20 protein-coding genes and 1 rRNA gene are annotated in these 15,495 nt (G+C 40.9%); 11 read left to right on the forward strand and 10 right to left on the reverse strand.

Annotated elements, in window-relative coordinates:
• Positions 1-7 precede the first annotated feature (7 nt).
• Both BDD43_RS27120 and BDD43_RS27125 read left to right on the forward strand, forming a co-directional pair.
• Entirely contained in the window at positions 8-568 is a 561-nt protein-coding gene (locus BDD43_RS27120; RefSeq protein ID WP_121201358.1) for a P-loop NTPase family protein, read from the forward strand.
• A 74-nt stretch (positions 569-642) separates the two neighbouring features.
• Positions 643-1,119 carry a lipocalin family protein gene (locus BDD43_RS27125; protein ID WP_121201359.1) on the forward strand — a complete coding sequence of 159 codons (477 nt, stop codon included), beginning with the start codon at positions 643-645 and terminating at the stop codon, positions 1,117-1,119.
• 55 nt (positions 1,120-1,174) lie between these two features.
• On the opposite strand, the gene BDD43_RS27130 is transcribed toward BDD43_RS27125, so the two are convergent.
• The 3 genes from BDD43_RS27130 to BDD43_RS27140 form a co-directional block, all read right to left on the reverse strand.
• Positions 1,175-1,831 carry a transmembrane-type terpene cyclase gene (locus tag BDD43_RS27130; protein WP_211339741.1) on the reverse strand — a complete coding sequence of 219 codons (657 nt, stop codon included), beginning with the start codon at positions 1,829-1,831 and terminating at the stop codon, positions 1,175-1,177.
• A 121-nt stretch (positions 1,832-1,952) separates the two neighbouring features.
• On the reverse strand, positions 1,953-2,375 hold the full coding sequence (locus BDD43_RS27135; RefSeq protein ID WP_121201360.1) for an OsmC family protein: 423 nt from the start codon (positions 2,373-2,375) through the stop codon (positions 1,953-1,955).
• Between the two features lie 59 nt (positions 2,376-2,434).
• Positions 2,435-3,499 (reverse strand): NADH:flavin oxidoreductase/NADH oxidase, encoded by a 1,065-nt coding sequence (locus BDD43_RS27140; protein WP_121201361.1) that lies wholly within the window; start codon positions 3,497-3,499, stop codon positions 2,435-2,437.
• Between the two features lie 171 nt (positions 3,500-3,670).
• Between BDD43_RS27140 and BDD43_RS27145 the strand changes: the two genes are divergently transcribed.
• Complete coding sequence (locus BDD43_RS27145; protein WP_121201362.1) at positions 3,671-4,663, forward strand: MBL fold metallo-hydrolase; 993 nt, start codon at positions 3,671-3,673, stop codon at positions 4,661-4,663.
• A gap of 8 nt (positions 4,664-4,671) precedes the next feature.
• On the opposite strand, the gene BDD43_RS27150 is transcribed toward BDD43_RS27145, so the two are convergent.
• On the reverse strand, positions 4,672-4,980 hold the full coding sequence (locus tag BDD43_RS27150) for a hypothetical protein (RefSeq protein WP_121201363.1): 309 nt from the start codon (positions 4,978-4,980) through the stop codon (positions 4,672-4,674).
• Between the two features lie 217 nt (positions 4,981-5,197).
• On the opposite strand from BDD43_RS27150, the gene BDD43_RS27155 reads away from it, so the two are divergent.
• Both BDD43_RS27155 and BDD43_RS27160 read left to right on the forward strand, forming a co-directional pair.
• Complete coding sequence (locus BDD43_RS27155; protein ID WP_121201364.1) at positions 5,198-5,365, forward strand: phosphatidate cytidylyltransferase; 168 nt, start codon at positions 5,198-5,200, stop codon at positions 5,363-5,365.
• An 11-nt stretch (positions 5,366-5,376) separates the two neighbouring features.
• Positions 5,377-5,838, forward strand: coding sequence for a hypothetical protein (locus BDD43_RS27160; RefSeq protein ID WP_121201365.1), 462 nt, complete (start codon positions 5,377-5,379; stop codon positions 5,836-5,838).
• Positions 5,839-5,878: 40 nt separating this feature from the next.
• Here BDD43_RS27160 and BDD43_RS27165 read toward each other — a convergent pair whose 3' ends face one another.
• A complete protein-coding gene (locus tag BDD43_RS27165) occupies positions 5,879-7,300 on the reverse strand; it encodes a DUF3943 domain-containing protein (protein ID WP_121201366.1) in 1,422 nt (473 codons plus the stop codon).
• A 471-nt stretch (positions 7,301-7,771) separates the two neighbouring features.
• Here BDD43_RS27165 and BDD43_RS27170 point away from each other — a divergent pair, with 471 nt between their 5' ends.
• Complete coding sequence (locus tag BDD43_RS27170) at positions 7,772-8,860, forward strand: GAF domain-containing protein (RefSeq protein ID WP_121201367.1); 1,089 nt, start codon at positions 7,772-7,774, stop codon at positions 8,858-8,860.
• A gap of 58 nt (positions 8,861-8,918) precedes the next feature.
• On the opposite strand, the gene BDD43_RS27175 is transcribed toward BDD43_RS27170, so the two are convergent.
• The 3 genes from BDD43_RS27175 to trxA all read right to left on the reverse strand — a co-directional run bounded on the left by BDD43_RS27175 (position 8,919) and on the right by trxA (position 11,945).
• A complete protein-coding gene (locus BDD43_RS27175) occupies positions 8,919-10,382 on the reverse strand; it encodes a glycoside hydrolase family 130 protein (protein ID WP_121201368.1) in 1,464 nt (487 codons plus the stop codon).
• A 200-nt stretch (positions 10,383-10,582) separates the two neighbouring features.
• Positions 10,583-11,506 (reverse strand): DUF58 domain-containing protein, encoded by a 924-nt coding sequence (locus tag BDD43_RS27180; protein ID WP_121201369.1) that lies wholly within the window; start codon positions 11,504-11,506, stop codon positions 10,583-10,585.
• Between the two features lie 109 nt (positions 11,507-11,615).
• Positions 11,616-11,945: a thioredoxin gene (gene trxA / locus BDD43_RS27185; RefSeq protein ID WP_121202145.1), complete on the reverse strand. Its 330-nt coding sequence runs from the start codon at positions 11,943-11,945 to the stop codon at positions 11,616-11,618.
• 347 nt (positions 11,946-12,292) lie between these two features.
• Here trxA and BDD43_RS27190 point away from each other — a divergent pair, with 347 nt between their 5' ends.
• From BDD43_RS27190 to BDD43_RS27200, 5 genes are all read left to right on the forward strand, one after another.
• Positions 12,293-12,586: a TIGR03643 family protein gene (locus BDD43_RS27190; protein ID WP_121201370.1), complete on the forward strand. Its 294-nt coding sequence runs from the start codon at positions 12,293-12,295 to the stop codon at positions 12,584-12,586.
• 285 nt (positions 12,587-12,871) lie between these two features.
• On the forward strand, positions 12,872-13,048 hold the full coding sequence (locus BDD43_RS30305) for a hypothetical protein (protein WP_162847181.1): 177 nt from the start codon (positions 12,872-12,874) through the stop codon (positions 13,046-13,048).
• A gap of 1 nt (position 13,049) precedes the next feature.
• Positions 13,050-13,172: a hypothetical protein gene (locus BDD43_RS30935; RefSeq protein ID WP_262707439.1), complete on the forward strand. Its 123-nt coding sequence runs from the start codon at positions 13,050-13,052 to the stop codon at positions 13,170-13,172.
• A 29-nt stretch (positions 13,173-13,201) separates the two neighbouring features.
• Positions 13,202-13,546 carry a DoxX family protein gene (locus BDD43_RS27195; protein WP_121201371.1) on the forward strand — a complete coding sequence of 115 codons (345 nt, stop codon included), beginning with the start codon at positions 13,202-13,204 and terminating at the stop codon, positions 13,544-13,546.
• A gap of 5 nt (positions 13,547-13,551) precedes the next feature.
• Positions 13,552-13,890, forward strand: a complete 339-nt coding sequence (locus tag BDD43_RS27200; RefSeq protein WP_121201372.1) for a DoxX family protein — start codon at positions 13,552-13,554, stop codon at positions 13,888-13,890.
• Positions 13,891-13,964: 74 nt separating this feature from the next.
• Here the strand turns inward: BDD43_RS27200 and BDD43_RS27205 are convergent, their stop codons facing one another.
• Together BDD43_RS27205 and rrf are read right to left on the reverse strand one after the other, a co-directional pair.
• Positions 13,965-15,047, reverse strand: coding sequence for an MBL fold metallo-hydrolase (locus BDD43_RS27205; RefSeq protein WP_121201373.1), 1,083 nt, complete (start codon positions 15,045-15,047; stop codon positions 13,965-13,967).
• Positions 15,048-15,278: 231 nt separating this feature from the next.
• Positions 15,279-15,390: ribosomal RNA gene (rrf, locus tag BDD43_RS27210) — 5S ribosomal RNA — on the reverse strand.
• Positions 15,391-15,495: the final 105 nt, after the last annotated feature.

A 15,495-nucleotide genomic window follows, 5' to 3' on the forward strand; every position in this document is an offset into this window, starting at 1 on the left:
TAAAAAAATGAAGATCCATATTTTTGGTGCTTCGGGCTCGGGGGTAACAACCTTGGGGTTGGCATTGGCCGAAAAAACAGGTTACCCTTATTTTGATGCCGACCAATTTTTTTGGGAAAAGAGCAACCCGCCATTCACCATACGCCGGGATGCCGAAGAAAGAAACGCGCTTTTACATCAGCAACTCGCGGAAAATGAAAATTGGATATTAGGTGGCTCCATAGTGCAATGGGGCGATAGCTTTCCGCCACTTTTTGATCTTACTGTATTTTTGCTAATCCCGCACGATGTTCGCATAGCCCGTTTAAAGCAGCGCGAATTTGAACGTTACGGCGATATTATTTTCACCGATGAGTTAAGAAACAAACAATACCAGGATTTTATTATCTGGGCATCCGGCTACGACGATAATACTACCATAAGCCCGGGTGGGCGTGGCATGGGGCGCACGTTGCAGGTACACCGTGAGTGGATTAAAAAATTAAATAATGGTTTTTTAGAAATATCCGGCGATACCACAGTTAAACAAAGGCTCGATTTTATACTAAACTCCATCAAACATTTTTAAGTTTAAAAGGATTATATCATTTTTGGCAGGGTTTGTGCTTATGTTAAGGCAAACTTTAAAACAATTATTTTTTTATGAAACGTATTATTCAAATCAGCGTTAATTTTTTAGCAGTAATTATATTGGTAACCGGCTGTACGGTGGTTAACAAAACCGCCGGGGTAGACCGCAGTAAATTTGTAGGCACCTGGACAATTACCTCCGTTACTTACGAAGGTATTTTAGGCAATGCAGTATCTAAAGTGTTCGACCAGGCTTCGCCAAATGCTTTTGTTGGTAGCACATGGCAATTAACAAACAGTGGCAATGCGGTATATACTTTAACGGACGGAACAGCGCAAAGCATTTATTGGTCGTACTACAATCCGGGTGCAGGCGAGCAGTCTATGTTCCAATTCAAAAAAGTATACCAGGGCGATAAGGTGAAAAACATCGACAGTGGCTACCGCCTTGTTATAGCTAATATTGATAACTCAAGCATGACGCTAAAAGTACCCGTAAACGCCGACGGCAGGGCCGCCTATGTAGTTTACTCGTTTATTAAAAAGTAAGCGAGTTTATATCCACATCTCATTAAAAGGCACGGAACATTAAACTATTTATTAGCTAAAACCTTTTAAATGGTTTAATTTTCCGCGCCTTTAATTCTTTATACAGCTCAATTACATACAAGGCATCATAAATAAAAATGGCCACAAACAGCAATTGCATTAATGCCGAGTGACTATAGGTTTTTGTTTGTGTATAAAATGCAATTGAGGCTAATAAAGTACCAAGGCACTTAAACAAGGCTATATACATGCTTTGGCCCCCAACTGATTTGCGTTCGCGAAGCATGGCAATAAACAATACCGACATCATTAAATTTTGCCCAAAGGCCGCATAAGCACCATATTGGTCTTTAAGGGCGCTGCTTAAAAATACAATGAGCAAACAGGTTATGCTAAAACCCAGCAAAAACTGAGCGTAAAACGCCCACGTGCGGCGTACCCGTGCTATAACCGGCCCAAAACGCAAATATTGCAGCAATATCAATACATCAAAACCAAACCATATTCGGTCCACAATTAATTGCGGCGCCGAGTGCGGCAACACAAAAGAGTAAATAGTTTCCCAGGCTAAATTGGCAAACAGAGCCGCGGCAGGCATGCCGTAACTCATATCAAACATGCCGCGTCTGATGATAAGTAAATAGGTTATCGTCCAGCATACACCCGAGCCTATCATTATTTGATCAAAAACCGTCATATCTAAAATATGCATGAAATGTACAAAATAAGTATGTCATTTTCAATGTAAAAACGCAGTGTTTTAAATACATACAAACAAAAAAGGGCGAACCACTCATCATGGTACACCCTAGGTATTCAATATTAATTACTAATTAACCTGCGTAAGTTGCAGTTAAAGTTATAGGCACGTTTAATGCTTTCGAGATAATGCAATTTGCTTTTGCACCTTCGGCAATTTCTTGAAATTTGGCGTTATCAATACCCTCAATTGCCGATGCAGTTAGTTCTAAATGGATACCGGTTATTGATAATGCAGCCATATCCAAATCAAGCACCGCTTGTGTATCCAGGTCGTTAGGTGTAAAACCAGCCTGGGTTAAAGCAGCGCCAACGGCCATAGTAAAACAGCCTGCATGTGCAGCAGCAATTAACTCTTCGGGGTTTGTGCCAACGCCGTCGGCAAAGCGTGTTTTAAAAGAAAACTGAGTATCATTCAATACAGTGCTTTGGGTAGAAATTTTGCCAGATCCGGCTTGTAAGGTGCCATTCCAGTGTGCTTTTGCGGTACGTTTCATTTTTATTTTTTTAGTTTATGATGATAGGATGAAATTACTTATTTCATTTCAATTAAATGTTACCATTTTGCTCTTTCGTACTGCAATGGCCACTTTATATCGTGGCCCAATACATGTGCGGCGCGTAAAGCAAAATGCGGGTCGCGTAGATGTTCGCGGGCCAGCAAAACTAAATCGGCCTGCCCGGTTTGTATAATTTCATCGGCTTGTTGGGGCGTAGTAATCATACCAACAGCGGCAGTTAAAATATCGGTTTCTTTTTTTACCACCTCTGCAAATTGCACCTGGTAGCCAGGGCCAACGGGTATTGCAGCTTTAGGTACATTACCACCGGTTGAGCAGTCAATCAAATCAACTCCTTTTTCTTTTAATATGGCCGCTAACTTTACCGAATCTTCGGCCGTCCAGCCGTCAGGTGTCCAGTCGGTAGCCGAAATACGTACAAATAACGGATATTCGGCAATCCAGGCTCCTCTTACAGTATCGATAATTTCTAATAGCAAGCGTATGCGGTTTTCAAACGAGCCGCCATATTCATCGGTACGCTGGTTACTCAAAGGTGATAAAAACTCGTGTATCAAATACCCGTGCGCACCATGTAATTCAATCACTTTAAAACCTGCTTTAATAGCACGGTAGGTAGCCGCCTTAAAATCGGCAATTACTTTGGCAATACCTTCCTTATCAAGTTCAAGCGGCTTCTCTACGTCATGTCCAAAAGCTACGCCGCTTGCACCTACCGTTTGCCAGCCGCCGCCTAATACCGGTATTTGTTTGCCACCGCTCCAGGGTTCGGTATGGCTGGCTTTACGGCCAGCATGGCCCAACTGTATACCCGCTACCGCACCTTGTTGGTTAATAAAGGTGGTTATACGTTCCAGCATGGCAATATGCTCATCTTTCCATATGCCCAAATCGGCGGGTGATATTCTGCCTTCGGGCGATACCGCCGTGGCTTCGGTTATTATTAAAGCGGCACCTCCTACGGCCATAGCACCTAAATGCACCAGGTGCCAATCATTGGCAAAACCGTCGGTACTTGAATATTCGCACATGGGCGATACCGCTATGCGGTTTCGGAGTTGAACGCCGCGAATGGTTAGCGGACTAAAAAGATGAGGCATATTTTGCTATTTTTTTTGATGCTTGCAAATACAATTCAATTTTAACACAAATTTTATTGCCATGGTTTTAAACATCTCAATAAATACTTTAGCATGACCAAAGCATCCAATTATGTCAATTAATTAACCTATTTTAGAAATTTAAATATTAAACGATACGCTTAAAAATCTATGTATTCGTCGCCAAATTTTAACGGTAAAGTTTTTGTAAACCCTATCCCTACCAAAACCGGTGGCGATGGCAATACCATGCAATTACTTGCCGAAGCTATAAAAAAACATCCTAATACTAAACCCGCTAAAACGCCCGGCCCCTTTGCTGTTGATTATAGCAAACTAAACAACCTGCCTACTAGCACGCTTCGTATCACGTGGCTTGGTCATTCATCGCTAATTATAGAAATTGATGGCAAACGTTTTTTAACCGACCCGGTTTGGCGCAATGCATCGCCCATACAATATTTAGGGCCGCAGCGGTTTTTCCCTTCACCCATACCGTTGGATCAATTGCCGCACCTGGATGGTATCATTATTTCGCACGACCATTACGATCATCTTGATGATGCAACAGTTGTACAGTTATCCAAAAAAGGTACACCGTTTTATACCTCGTTAGGAGTTGGCCCCATACTTGAAAAATGGGGAATACCTAAGCAGCAAATAACCGAGTTTGACTGGTGGCAGCAACTTGATTTGGGCAACGGATTTAAAATAACAGCCGCTCCGTCACGCCATTTTTCGGGCAGGAGTATTTTTAACCGCAACCAAACTTTGTGGGCCTCGTATGCAATTAAAGGCCCCGTTCATAACGTATATTACGGTGCCGATTCGGGCATACACCCGCTGTTTAAAGAGATTGGCGAAAAACTTGGCCCCTTTGATATCGCCATGCTTGAAGTAGGTGCCTATAACGATTTATGGAAAGATATACACATGGGGCCCGATAACGCTACCGATGCGCAATTGGCATTAAATGCTACACTGATGATGCCTATACATTGGGGAACCTTTAATTTGGCCTTCCATACCTGGACATACCCTGCCGAGCGGGTTATTGAATGCGCAAACCAAAAAAATATTGACCTTATATTACCCGCCCCCGGCGAAACCTATACTTATAATGCCAAAGGGTATGTTAATAAATGGTGGGAAGCTTTTATGTAATTAACTTGCTAAACGGCTATCTCCCTGTCAATACGGGGGTCATCGGGTAATATCTCCATTTCGGGGAAACCCATATAGTTAGCATACCACCTTATGGCGGCTATCATATCCAGCGCATCGTCGGCCTGTATGTTAACGGTTTCAAATACCATTAAGCTACCGTTAATATAGCCGTATAGCTGTATTTCGTTAACCTCTTGTGTGTATGGCGTGTCTATAAGGCAAAAAACCTTTATCCGTAATTCAGTATTCCGGGAGTAAATAATATCCGGGCATTGGTCTAAACCTGTTAATAAAAGATAAACCTCATTGCTCATGTTTAATTAACATTGCATTAACCATATAGTTTAAAATAATTATCAAAATTTCAAGTTCTGCTTGTTAATTACAGCCCCCGCCCGCCTTATTTTGTATCAGTTAAAATATTGTTCAATTAAAACAATATGTAAATTTTAACCTTTTATTAGGATGAAACCCTAATAAAAAAACACAGGCTTTATATTGTTGTTATAACACCACATTAAAAAATTGAAAATGAAAAAATTAAATATTGCGTTATTGCTCCTTGTTATGGTTGCACTGAGCAGTTGTTCGGTTATTGGAGGGATATTTAAAGCAGGTGCCGTAGTTGGCATTGTTGCCGTGCTGGTAATTATTGGCATCATATTCTGGATATTTTCGATGTTTAGCGGCAAACAGTAAAATTTAAAGTTATGGATGTTACCATAAACAACGCCACCGACCTTAAACTGGAAATAGCCAGGTTAAAACAAATTAAGGCCGGGCAAGAAACCTTACTTAAAAGGCATTTTAATAGTCCCCGGGCATTACTGGGGACTATTACGGCCTTGTTTCAAAAAAATAAACCCCGCAGCCAGGCAAGCGGTTTAGCCGATTATGATATTGGTACTTTAATTTCTAAATTTTTGCTATCATTTACCCTTAACAAAACGCTGTTGCGTAAATCTAATTTTATAGTAAAGGCTTTGGTTGGCAGCATATCGCAAAAAGGAGCAGGGCTGGTTAATAATAAAACTATGGCTGCGCTGTTTGATAAAATACGCCCTCACCTGCCCCAATGGCTCATTGAAAAAATTGCACCTAAAAAACGTTCACGGCTTATCAAATTGCTATCGCCTAAGCGGCAAGAAAAACAAAGGCTCTTAAAGCCATAATAACTGTTATAAAATTAACAGGCAAACCGCAGTTTCCCCTTTATTTCAAATCCAAACTATACCTAACCGATGCCCGTAAATACGGATAGGTGTTATTTACTTCGGGATGCTTATCATAATGCCCTTTGAGTATAAAATAGCCCCACTCTGCCACCAGCGCAGTGTTTTTTATAAAACCATAACTAACTTCGTTTGATACCGTATGCAAAAAATAGTGCGATGCATTTCCGTTTATGGTTTTTAGCCATCCGCCCCTGTAGTTTATGGCATAAGCAAAACGCTGGTCAAAGGTTAACTTTAAGCTACCGTTAAACCCAAGGCCCGAACCATAGTCGTAGTTGCGCCCCTTGTACAAATACATATCCGGCACGGCTGCCAGTATAACCGGCCCGGCACCCACTATTGTATTCAGTTTAATTTTATGGCTAAGCATAAACTGCGAAAACAAATTCATTTTTACACTTTGGCCGCTGTAAAAAAAAGCCTCGTTGTGGATATAATCATAATTTGCAGATAAAATAACCAAATGCCGCATGCTGCTATCCGATTGCAGCTCCCAACCTGTTAACGAGCCATACACGCTTACTATATTAACCTTAGAGCTATCATCTTTGCCAACCTCAACATTGATATTAATATTACTGAAAGCTTTTTTATAATCCTCATAAGGTGTACCATACAATACGTTTAAGTGCCCATACCATCCAAACCGTCCGTTGATATTGTTGGCCCCAAAACGCCTAAAACCACCATCAATAGCCATTGCAACTTTTGATGAATCGCGCTCGTTGGAGTTACGCATCACCCTGCCCCACTTACCATCTAATATGCGGTTTAAGCCGTTGGTAGGGTTAACCAGCAGGGCCACCACTTCGCTTGCCTGCCGTTTAAAACCCCGGCTTCGGTTATTTATTATTTTATTGGCAAGCCTATACGTCATCTCACCCAAAACTACACCGCCAAAGCTGGTATTAATAAAATCGTTAGGGGCCGGGTTTTGATTTTCGGCAGCAGTTTCCCAAATATAACTACCCACAAAGGCCGCCGGAACAGATTCCCAAAAGGTGTGGCCGTTGGTACGAAATGCGTTAAAATAATAACTGCCATGATAAGGATGCCCAAATTGGTTGGTTTGAAATTCGTCGTTATCAAATTCCCAACTGCCCGGATTCAAATGGCTCCATACAGTACTAAACGATATTTTTGCATAGTCGGCCTTACGGATATACCTATCCAGCGACCAGGGGAAAAGCTCGTCTACACCCAATTCTATCACAGCTCTGCCAAATCGTTTTTTGTCCATTAAACTATCGCGCCGGTTTATCCGCCTTAATTTAGCCGGGCTAAGTTTTTGGGCATCAAAGGGCATTTGCGCATAAGCAGCTACCGAACAAAAAAGTAAAAACAATAATACCCTAAGGCCAAGCACATATTTAGTAAAAGCGAGTATTTTGGGGTTCATATTTAAAGTTACTTCAATAGAACGGCGATAGCCGCTTTTGGTTTTACCATAAAACGAGCTTTCTTAACACCTTTAACATGCTATACTGGGCTAATGCTTTTTAAATATGGGTATTGATGGGTATAGGTTAACGCTATATAAAGTACGTTAAATATTTACAATTAATGGTGCAAGGTTATTTTCAATTTAAACTTTAAAATAATTGAACCAATTGTTCACCACCACCTTTTACCCTGCTTTTTTGCTATTGCCCAAACAATAAAAAAGGTATGCGTAATATAATAACGAAAGATAAACGCCATTTAGAAAACATAGCTTTTAAGATAGAGATATAATAAAAGCGGCAACATAAACAAACCAACTTTTGCATTATTTGTTAGGGAAACATTGTATATATAAGTTAAAAATTACTCAATTTATTTTATATTTACACTTGCACCTTGCCTCACAATTAATGCTTCTATTTCCCCTATGCCCCAAAAAGAGTTGGAACGGCTACAAGCCGTTAACCGTTTTTTGAACCTTAGCATTGATAAGGATCAAAATTTACAAGAGATTGTAGAGTTAGCATCAGAGTTATGCGAAACTCCTGTGGCGTTAATAAGCCTTATTGACGACGATACTTATTTTTTAAATTTTAAAGTTGGTACCGAAATTAATAAAACGCTGCGCCAGGATTCGTTTTGCCAATACCTCACCAACAAAAACGAGCTATTAATTGTTCCGGATGCAACTTTAGATAGTCGTTTTGCTAACAGCCCTCATGTAACCGGAAACCCGCATATTCGTTTCTATGCCGGTATCGCCTTAACCACACACGATGGGCACAACCTGGGCAGCCTATGCGTTATAGACCCGCAGCCGCGGCCACAATTAACCCGTCCTCAACAGCATTTACTGCAAATAATGGGTAAACGCATTGTGCAGATAATGGAATTTGAGTTTAGTTTACAAATACTTAAAGAACAATATTTGGAGGCCAAAGATACCGAAATAAAACTTCGCTCGTTTTTTGAAAGCGGCACCTCGTGCCATTTACTATTGGGCAAACAACTTGATGTTATTACCTACAATAAAAACATGGCCAATTTTATAAGGCGAATTTACAATATCGACTTGCAGCCCGGCACAATGGTAAACCAGATATTAAGCGGGCCCGCACTTCAGCGTTTTGAAGAAGAATGTAACATTGCCCTGGACGGAATGCCGATACATCAGGAGCGGGAGGTTAAATATCCCTCGGAAAATATATGGTGGGATATTACCTTTGAACCCTGTTACGATGCCGAAGGTGAAACGATAGGAGTGTCGTTTAATGCTAATGATATTACGGAGCGCAAACTGCATGAGCAACAAATTGTAGCCAAAAACGAATCGCTTAAAAATATAGCCCACATACAATCGCACGATTTGCGGCGCCCGGTAGCTTCAATATTGGGTTTTATGGAGATATTCAAATCATCGGGCTACCAATCAACCAAAGAGGAATTGATGATGATGGAAAGTGCAACCAAAGAGCTTGACGATAAAATAAGAGACATTGTAACCTTTACCGAGTAAGCCGCTTTTGCCTAAGCAGAGCCAAACACCTGTAAAGCGCCTGGCCCTGCCGCTATATTTACGATTCGGTTTTAAGTTTGGCCAAAAGATCTTTTAACTCAATAAGTGCGAATGACGAACCATAGTCGGACAAGCCATAGGGCAAAATAAGCTTGCCGTTGTGAATTATCGACCCGCACGAATACACAACATTGGGTACATAACCCTCACGTTCGTCCTTATTAGGTATCAGCAGGGGCTCGTTAAGGCGGCCAATAATCACCGACGGATCATCCAACTGTAGCAAACTAACGCCCAGCACATAGCGGCGCATGGCTCCTACGCCGTGAGTAATTACCAGCCAGCCGTCTTCGGTTTCAATTGGCGAACCGCAGTTACCAATTTGTACAAACTCCCACGAAAACTTAGGTTGCTGCAACCGGATAGGTTTTTCCCAAACGTTAATCTTATCGGAATACATAATGTAGTTGTTCCACCCGTCAATGCGCGACATCATTACATATTTACCATTGATCTTCCTCGGAAACAGGGCCAGGTTTTTATTTTGCGCACCTGCACCATACAAGGGGCGCACTTTAAAATCAATAAAATCGGTGGTTTCTAATAACTTGGGCATTATCATGGCGCCATCATAAGCTGTATAAGTGGCGTAGTAAGTGCATGAGCCGTCGTCGTGCGTAAATTTCACAAAGCGTGCATCTTCAATACCTTTTCGTTCAAACTCCGATATAGGGAATATTACCCTGTCTGATATATCGGTATCCAGCGAAAATACAATCTCGTAATACGAATCGGCCAACCAAAGCATTTTGTCAAACTCAAGCTTTTTCAAATCGTCGGTTTCCAGCTTTTGCGAATCCAGCACTATTCTGCGCAAGCTCGAGTATTCAAAATTTTCTTCCAGCTTGTCTTCCAACTCATTTAAAGCCGAAATATTAATTTGGGTAACGGCCGCCTTCTCAAAAAACAGCTTTTTATTGTAAACTGCATTGCGTATAATTTCGGCCTCATCAATATAGTTGCCGGCACCAATAACCTCTATATTGTTATCCTTATCTATTAAAGCACGCCTAAAGGCTATTGAAGAAATATGGCCCTCGCCCACCGCCCTGAAGCTGATTATCATTCTTTTTTCGCCTTCTTCCAACTCACTTTGATCGGGATCTTCTATCATCGACGGATTAAAAAACGCTGCCGATTCGATAGAATACTCATGAGTAAAGTAAGCGCCAATAAGCAACTTGCGGAAGTTTGAAACCTGTTCCTGGTCAATTTTAAGTTGATCAAATATATTATGGAGTTTGTTATTGTGCCTTTGAAAAACCTTGGTAATATTACGGTGGCGTTTAGAGTACTCCTGCAAAATGGGCGATATAATATCAAAAACCTGTTGCTCTGATAGTTGCATCACGTTTTGTATAACTTCTTTGGCACGTACCTCGCCGTTATAAAAAAAACGGGCTATAACCCGTTTGGCATCTGGATTTACTTTAACTGATGTGCGTTGAATGGCTAATCTCATAGTATCTGATTATCGATTAAATGTTTAAACAAAAGTTAGCACGAATTGATTGTAAAATTTGAAATTAGATATGCCGTGCGGCACAATTTTAGAAGGCATTGATAACCAACAGGGTGCAAACTTACATAAGCCGCTTACAAAAAAACACAATAAAATTTCTGTTTAAACTATCGCCTTCCGGCACGCGGGGCTTACCTATTTCAGGCCATTTTATTTCGTTTAATAAGGTAGGCTTTAAGCACCTTATCAAAACCATCGTGAATGTTGGCATCAATTAAATCAATGTGGTATTGGGCGCATTTTAATTGTAGTTGATGCCGCCAGTTGTTGAGTGAGTTAAGGTAGGTGCCGCGTATTTGGTTAGGGTGTGCGCGTAACTCTTCGCCGCTTTCCAGGTCAATAAAATGGTGGGGCTGGTTGCTAAAATCAAAAGCCAGTTCTTTTTGGTTATCGGCAACATTAAAAATAACGATCTCGTGTTTATTATGTTTTAGATGTTGCAGGGCCGAAAATAAAGCTTCCGCTTTTTGCTCGTCCATCCCGTTTTCAAGCATATCACTAAACAGGATTATCATTGATCGCTGATGCACGTCCTCAGCAATATGGTGCAAAACGCCGGCAATATCGGTTTGGCTTTTGGCGCGCGGCTGCAGGTACATCCGCTCCAATTCGGCAAATAGATAAAATAAATGGTTTGAGGTCGACCGTGCCCGGCTCAACCAATCAACCTTGTCCGAAAAAAAACACAAGCCAAAGGCGTCGCGCTGTTTTTTAAACAAATACATTAAAGCGGCTATAGCATAAACCGAAAACTGCATTTTACTAAGGCCCTTATCGGGATAGTTCATGCTTGATGAGGTATCAAGCAGTAAATAGCTGCGTAAATTGGTTTCTTCTTCAAACTGCTTTACGTATAGCCTATCGGTACGGGCCATTAGCTTCCAATCAATGTTTTTTACCGATTCGCCATTATTGTACAGCCGATGTTCGGCAAACTCAACCGAAAACCCGTGAAACGGACTTTGATGCAAGCCGGTAATAAAACCCTCAACAACCTGCCGGGCCAATAATTCTAAATTGGCTAATTGTTGTACTTGTTGGTTGCTTGATAACGATGGCGGCATGCAACGAATTTAAGAGTTTTTAGCCAAGGTGCAAGCACAAAAAAAGCGCTCCGGAACTACCCGGAGCGCTTTAAATATGATGTTACAATTAGCGCAATGCGCCTGCTAATTAGCTAAAGCTTAATAATTGTTTATCCAATTTACCTGTTAAAACAGATTTTGGAACGGCACCAATTTGCTTGTCAACAATTTCGCCATTTTTAAAAAACAATAAGGCAGGTATGTTACGGATACCAAATTTCATTGATATGCCTGGGTTATTATCTACATTAACTTTGCCTACAACTGCTGTATCGGCATAGTCTTTTGCTATTTCTTCTACTACCGGACCAACCATTCTACATGGGCCACACCATTCAGCCCAAAAGTCAATAAGTACTGGTTTATCTGATTTTAATACTAACTCTTCAAAGTTTGCATCGGTGATTTCTAAAGCCATGATATTTTCTTTTAATTTAATTAACAAATATATGCTATTCAAATAGCTTGCCGCAAATAGTTTATGACAAGTTGACATTTTTTAGACGGGATGGGTAGTTTATTGTTTTAGTAAGACATAACAACGCAGCTTTTCAAAACAATTATCATACAAAAACATTCCAAATAATAAATATATAGTACTAAAATATACTATATTTGACCACCAAAAAATTTCATCACAAACCCTTAATTATGTTTTTAGTTTTTTTAATATGAGATTACTTCTCCATTGCTATCAAAATGCCTGTATGCCGGCAACACTTGTTGTTTAACCTATCCTCCGAAAACAAAAAACTTAATTAATTTATGATTTCGATTTTAAAAGAGGGCTACGCTACGGATACAGACCGCATCATTGAAATGGCATGGGAAGACCGCACGTCCTTTGATGCGATCAGGCTGCAATTTGGCTTTACAGAGCAACAAGTGATAGCATTAATGCGGAGGGAAATGAAGTTATCGAGTTTTAAATTATGGCGTAAACGGGTTCAGGGCCGAATAACCAAGCACGAAAAATTAGGAGAACAGTCTTCGTTCAGGTTTAAATGTAGCCGGCAAAAGCAAATAAGCGGCAATAAAATCAGTAAAAAAAACAAATAGCAGGGGCTGTAAACCAGCTCCATAAACATGTATAGATTTCAAATTACCTAACCAATTATAACACCAGCAGTTACTTTACTCAAAAAACCTACTCAATTGTAAACAGGCATAACTAAGTCCGCATCTTTTACCTCGCCAGAAGTTTATGAACCTGGTAAGCATTTAATTTCCCTTGCCGATCCCGCTCAAATTCCGGTCATTTTAGCACCGGAAGCTTCTATTGCTTTTTTTTATCGGTACCAAGCCGGTGTCTTACAATAAATTGTAACCTCATATTAAACCACAATGAATAAGTTTTCTAAAATCGAATTTGCCATACTGACTATGATCGTAGCTATCATATTCATATCGGAATACTACTACATCATTCTTAAAGACCATGACCGTGCAATATTTATCGGGCTTTGGCCGCCAACAATGGTTGGATTGCTGATCTATTTTAACCTTAAAAAAAACAACTAATATGGAAAATTTAGATTTGATTATTCTTACCGTTATTGTAACGGTACTTTATGTTGGTTTTGCCTGGGGACTATTCGTAGCGCAAAAGAAACAACAGCACCTTAAAACCGAAAATCCATCATAAAATTATCATTCACTTAAATAAGTATTCAAATGCAAACACTCTCAATTTATGCCCAACTCGTTGTAGCCATCACGGTTGCCTATGTGTGGATATTCCGCTATGATAACATTGTTAAAGAATTTAAGCAATACGGCATTGCGGATTTATTACGCAATTTTGTGGGTGCCGCCAAAATAGCCCTATCAACACTTTTAATTGCCGGTATATGGTATCCCGCATTGGTATTGGTTCCGGCTCTTTTTATGGCGGGCCTCATGCTATGTGCACAGGCAGCGCACTTTAAGGTAAAAAATCCATTTCAAAAATTTGTCCCTTCGGCGTTTCTGTTAATCCTGTGTTTGTTTATAGCCGGAGTTAATTCCGGGTTAATTTAATTTGAATGTTGCTCACTATATTAATTATTTTTTCGGCTGTTGCATTCCTTTTTTACGGGATGTTGTTCTTTGCCAATTCCGGCATGAAGCAAGAGTTTGAACGCTATGGCCTGGATAGGTTTAGAAAACTCGTTGGCTTGCTGCAACTGCTTGGCGGGTTGGGGCTGCTGGTGGGCTTAATTTGGCAACCTGCATTGGTTATATCCTCCGGCGGCCTGTCTTTATTAATGGCAATTGGTTTTGGCGTAAGATTAAAAATGAAAGACGGATTTTTGCAGTCGTTACCGTCTTTTATTTTTATGTTATTGAATGGCTATATCTGCTTCGCTGCTATATTCCATTAAATATTGTCGCCATTTTTTATAGCATTAAACGGTGGTTAATGGTCTGGGTAGGGTATATAGTTCAAAATCATTTATTAAAAGTCCCACCAAATAACTTGCCTGGGCGGGTCGCCCAAAGTATAAGGCTCGCCTATACGGGGAACGTTTACCTGTACACCCAACTTTTGCGCAGCTTGCAGAAGCGTTTCTATAGGCTCATCCCACGGATGATTAGCTTCCGGAAACTTGGCCCAGTGGATAGGCTGCAGCAAACGAGCCCGTAGGTCCACAGCAGCCTGCGCAGGTTGGCCCAAACCTAAATGAACATATGGCTGGTTGTATTGGCCACATTCCAACAGTGCCAAATCAAACGGGCCATATCGCCGCCCTATTTGCTCAAAATGAGTGCCATACCCGCCGTCGCCACCGTAAAACAGCCGGTAGCTGCCCAATTGTATTACGTATGATGCCCAAAGTGTTTTATCGTGTTGGGTAAACTTACGGTTACTGTGGTGCTGAGCTGGCGTGGCGGTAACTATAACTCCGGGTAGGGTAACAGATTGGTTCCAATTTAGTTCAATAATTTTTCCAGGATCAAATCCCCAGTAAATCAAATGCGAACCCACCCCCATTGGCACTACAGCCATTTTAATACTGGCTCTCAGTTTTTTAAAGGTACGATAATCCAAATGGTCGTAGTGGTCATGAGAAATAATTAGCACATCAATTGGCGGCATATCCTTAGCGTGGTAATGCTTGGTGCCTCCAAACGCCCTCATCACGCCAGGCACCGGCCCGGCATGGTTGCTAAAAACAGGATCAATGAGTATATTACAATCAATGGTTTTAATAAGTAAAGACGAATGCCCAAACCAAACCACTGTGGGCGCGCTTGCTGCCAGTGTTTTTAAATTAGTTTTAACCCATGGCAATTTGTAACAAGGCCGTATGGGTTGGCGGCGGTTACTTAAAATAGAAAACAACCTATTGTGTTTGACAGTGGAATCGGGACGTTTAACCAGATTTTGGAACCCGCTATCTTTGTAATTAGGCAAAGTGTCCAACCGGGCAAGTGCTGCGCCATCCGGATTGTTACCCATTGACTTTATTACGCCACAGCCAACAACTGCCGTCAATAACAGCGCAGCCAGCGCAAGCCTAAAATAAATATCTCTCATACCCCTATCAGTGCAAATAACGTTTAGGGTTACCTTATTGTTTCAACAATAAAAAATCGGCCGGGCGAATAAAGGTTGAGAATTATCCGGAAAGATGCCAACAATCCGTAATTGAGCAAACCTAATAGGATTACCGGCTTTGATTTAAACAAGGAGAAAAAGTCCAGGATTTAAAAAACTTCGTTGCACAACAAAAAACCCCATCAACTATCGTTGACAGGGTTAATTAAGATTGGGCACCGACCTACTCTCCCACGTTTTACCGCAGTACCATCGGCTCTGGCGGGCTTGACTTCTCTGTTCGGAATGGGAAGAGGTAGACACCGCCGATATAGGCACCTGAATATTGCTAGTTCATTGGTTCACTTGTTCATTAGCGGATTCGTATCTGCTAACGTTGGTTTACCGAACTGATATTTTAATTTGTTAAGGTTGATAAGCTTATGAT

Origin of the sequence: Mucilaginibacter gracilis, assembly GCF_003633615.1 — a bacterium.
In the GTDB taxonomy this organism is placed as follows: domain Bacteria; phylum Bacteroidota; class Bacteroidia; order Sphingobacteriales; family Sphingobacteriaceae; genus Mucilaginibacter; species Mucilaginibacter gracilis.

Excerpts from the sequence above, each read along its gene's own strand:
- BDD43_RS27120 (WP_121201358.1), top strand. The coding sequence starts at position 8 with ATGAAGATCCATATTTTTGGTGCTTCGGGCTCGGGGGTAACAACCTTG.
- BDD43_RS27125 (WP_121201359.1), top strand. The coding sequence starts at position 643 with ATGAAACGTATTATTCAAATCAGCGTTAATTTTTTAGCAGTAATTATA.
- BDD43_RS27130 (WP_211339741.1), bottom strand. The coding sequence starts at position 1,831 with ATGCATATTTTAGATATGACGGTTTTTGATCAAATAATGATAGGCTCG.
- BDD43_RS27135 (WP_121201360.1), bottom strand. The coding sequence starts at position 2,375 with ATGAAACGTACCGCAAAAGCACACTGGAATGGCACCTTACAAGCCGGA.
- BDD43_RS27140 (WP_121201361.1), bottom strand. The coding sequence starts at position 3,499 with ATGCCTCATCTTTTTAGTCCGCTAACCATTCGCGGCGTTCAACTCCGA.
- BDD43_RS27145 (WP_121201362.1), top strand. The coding sequence starts at position 3,671 with ATGTATTCGTCGCCAAATTTTAACGGTAAAGTTTTTGTAAACCCTATC.
- BDD43_RS27150 (WP_121201363.1), bottom strand. The coding sequence starts at position 4,980 with ATGAGCAATGAGGTTTATCTTTTATTAACAGGTTTAGACCAATGCCCG.
- BDD43_RS27155 (WP_121201364.1), top strand. The coding sequence starts at position 5,198 with ATGAAAAAATTAAATATTGCGTTATTGCTCCTTGTTATGGTTGCACTG.
- BDD43_RS27160 (WP_121201365.1), top strand. The coding sequence starts at position 5,377 with ATGGATGTTACCATAAACAACGCCACCGACCTTAAACTGGAAATAGCC.
- BDD43_RS27165 (WP_121201366.1), bottom strand. The coding sequence starts at position 7,300 with ATGAACCCCAAAATACTCGCTTTTACTAAATATGTGCTTGGCCTTAGG.
- BDD43_RS27170 (WP_121201367.1), top strand. The coding sequence starts at position 7,772 with ATGCCCCAAAAAGAGTTGGAACGGCTACAAGCCGTTAACCGTTTTTTG.
- BDD43_RS27175 (WP_121201368.1), bottom strand. The coding sequence starts at position 10,382 with ATGAGATTAGCCATTCAACGCACATCAGTTAAAGTAAATCCAGATGCC.
- BDD43_RS27180 (WP_121201369.1), bottom strand. The coding sequence starts at position 11,506 with ATGCCGCCATCGTTATCAAGCAACCAACAAGTACAACAATTAGCCAAT.
- trxA (WP_121202145.1), bottom strand. The coding sequence starts at position 11,945 with ATGGCTTTAGAAATCACCGATGCAAACTTTGAAGAGTTAGTATTAAAA.
- BDD43_RS27190 (WP_121201370.1), top strand. The coding sequence starts at position 12,293 with ATGATTTCGATTTTAAAAGAGGGCTACGCTACGGATACAGACCGCATC.
- BDD43_RS30305 (WP_162847181.1), top strand. The coding sequence starts at position 12,872 with ATGAATAAGTTTTCTAAAATCGAATTTGCCATACTGACTATGATCGTA.
- BDD43_RS30935 (WP_262707439.1), top strand. The coding sequence starts at position 13,050 with ATGGAAAATTTAGATTTGATTATTCTTACCGTTATTGTAACGGTACTT.
- BDD43_RS27195 (WP_121201371.1), top strand. The coding sequence starts at position 13,202 with ATGCAAACACTCTCAATTTATGCCCAACTCGTTGTAGCCATCACGGTT.
- BDD43_RS27200 (WP_121201372.1), top strand. The coding sequence starts at position 13,552 with ATGTTGCTCACTATATTAATTATTTTTTCGGCTGTTGCATTCCTTTTT.
- BDD43_RS27205 (WP_121201373.1), bottom strand. The coding sequence starts at position 15,047 with ATGAGAGATATTTATTTTAGGCTTGCGCTGGCTGCGCTGTTATTGACG.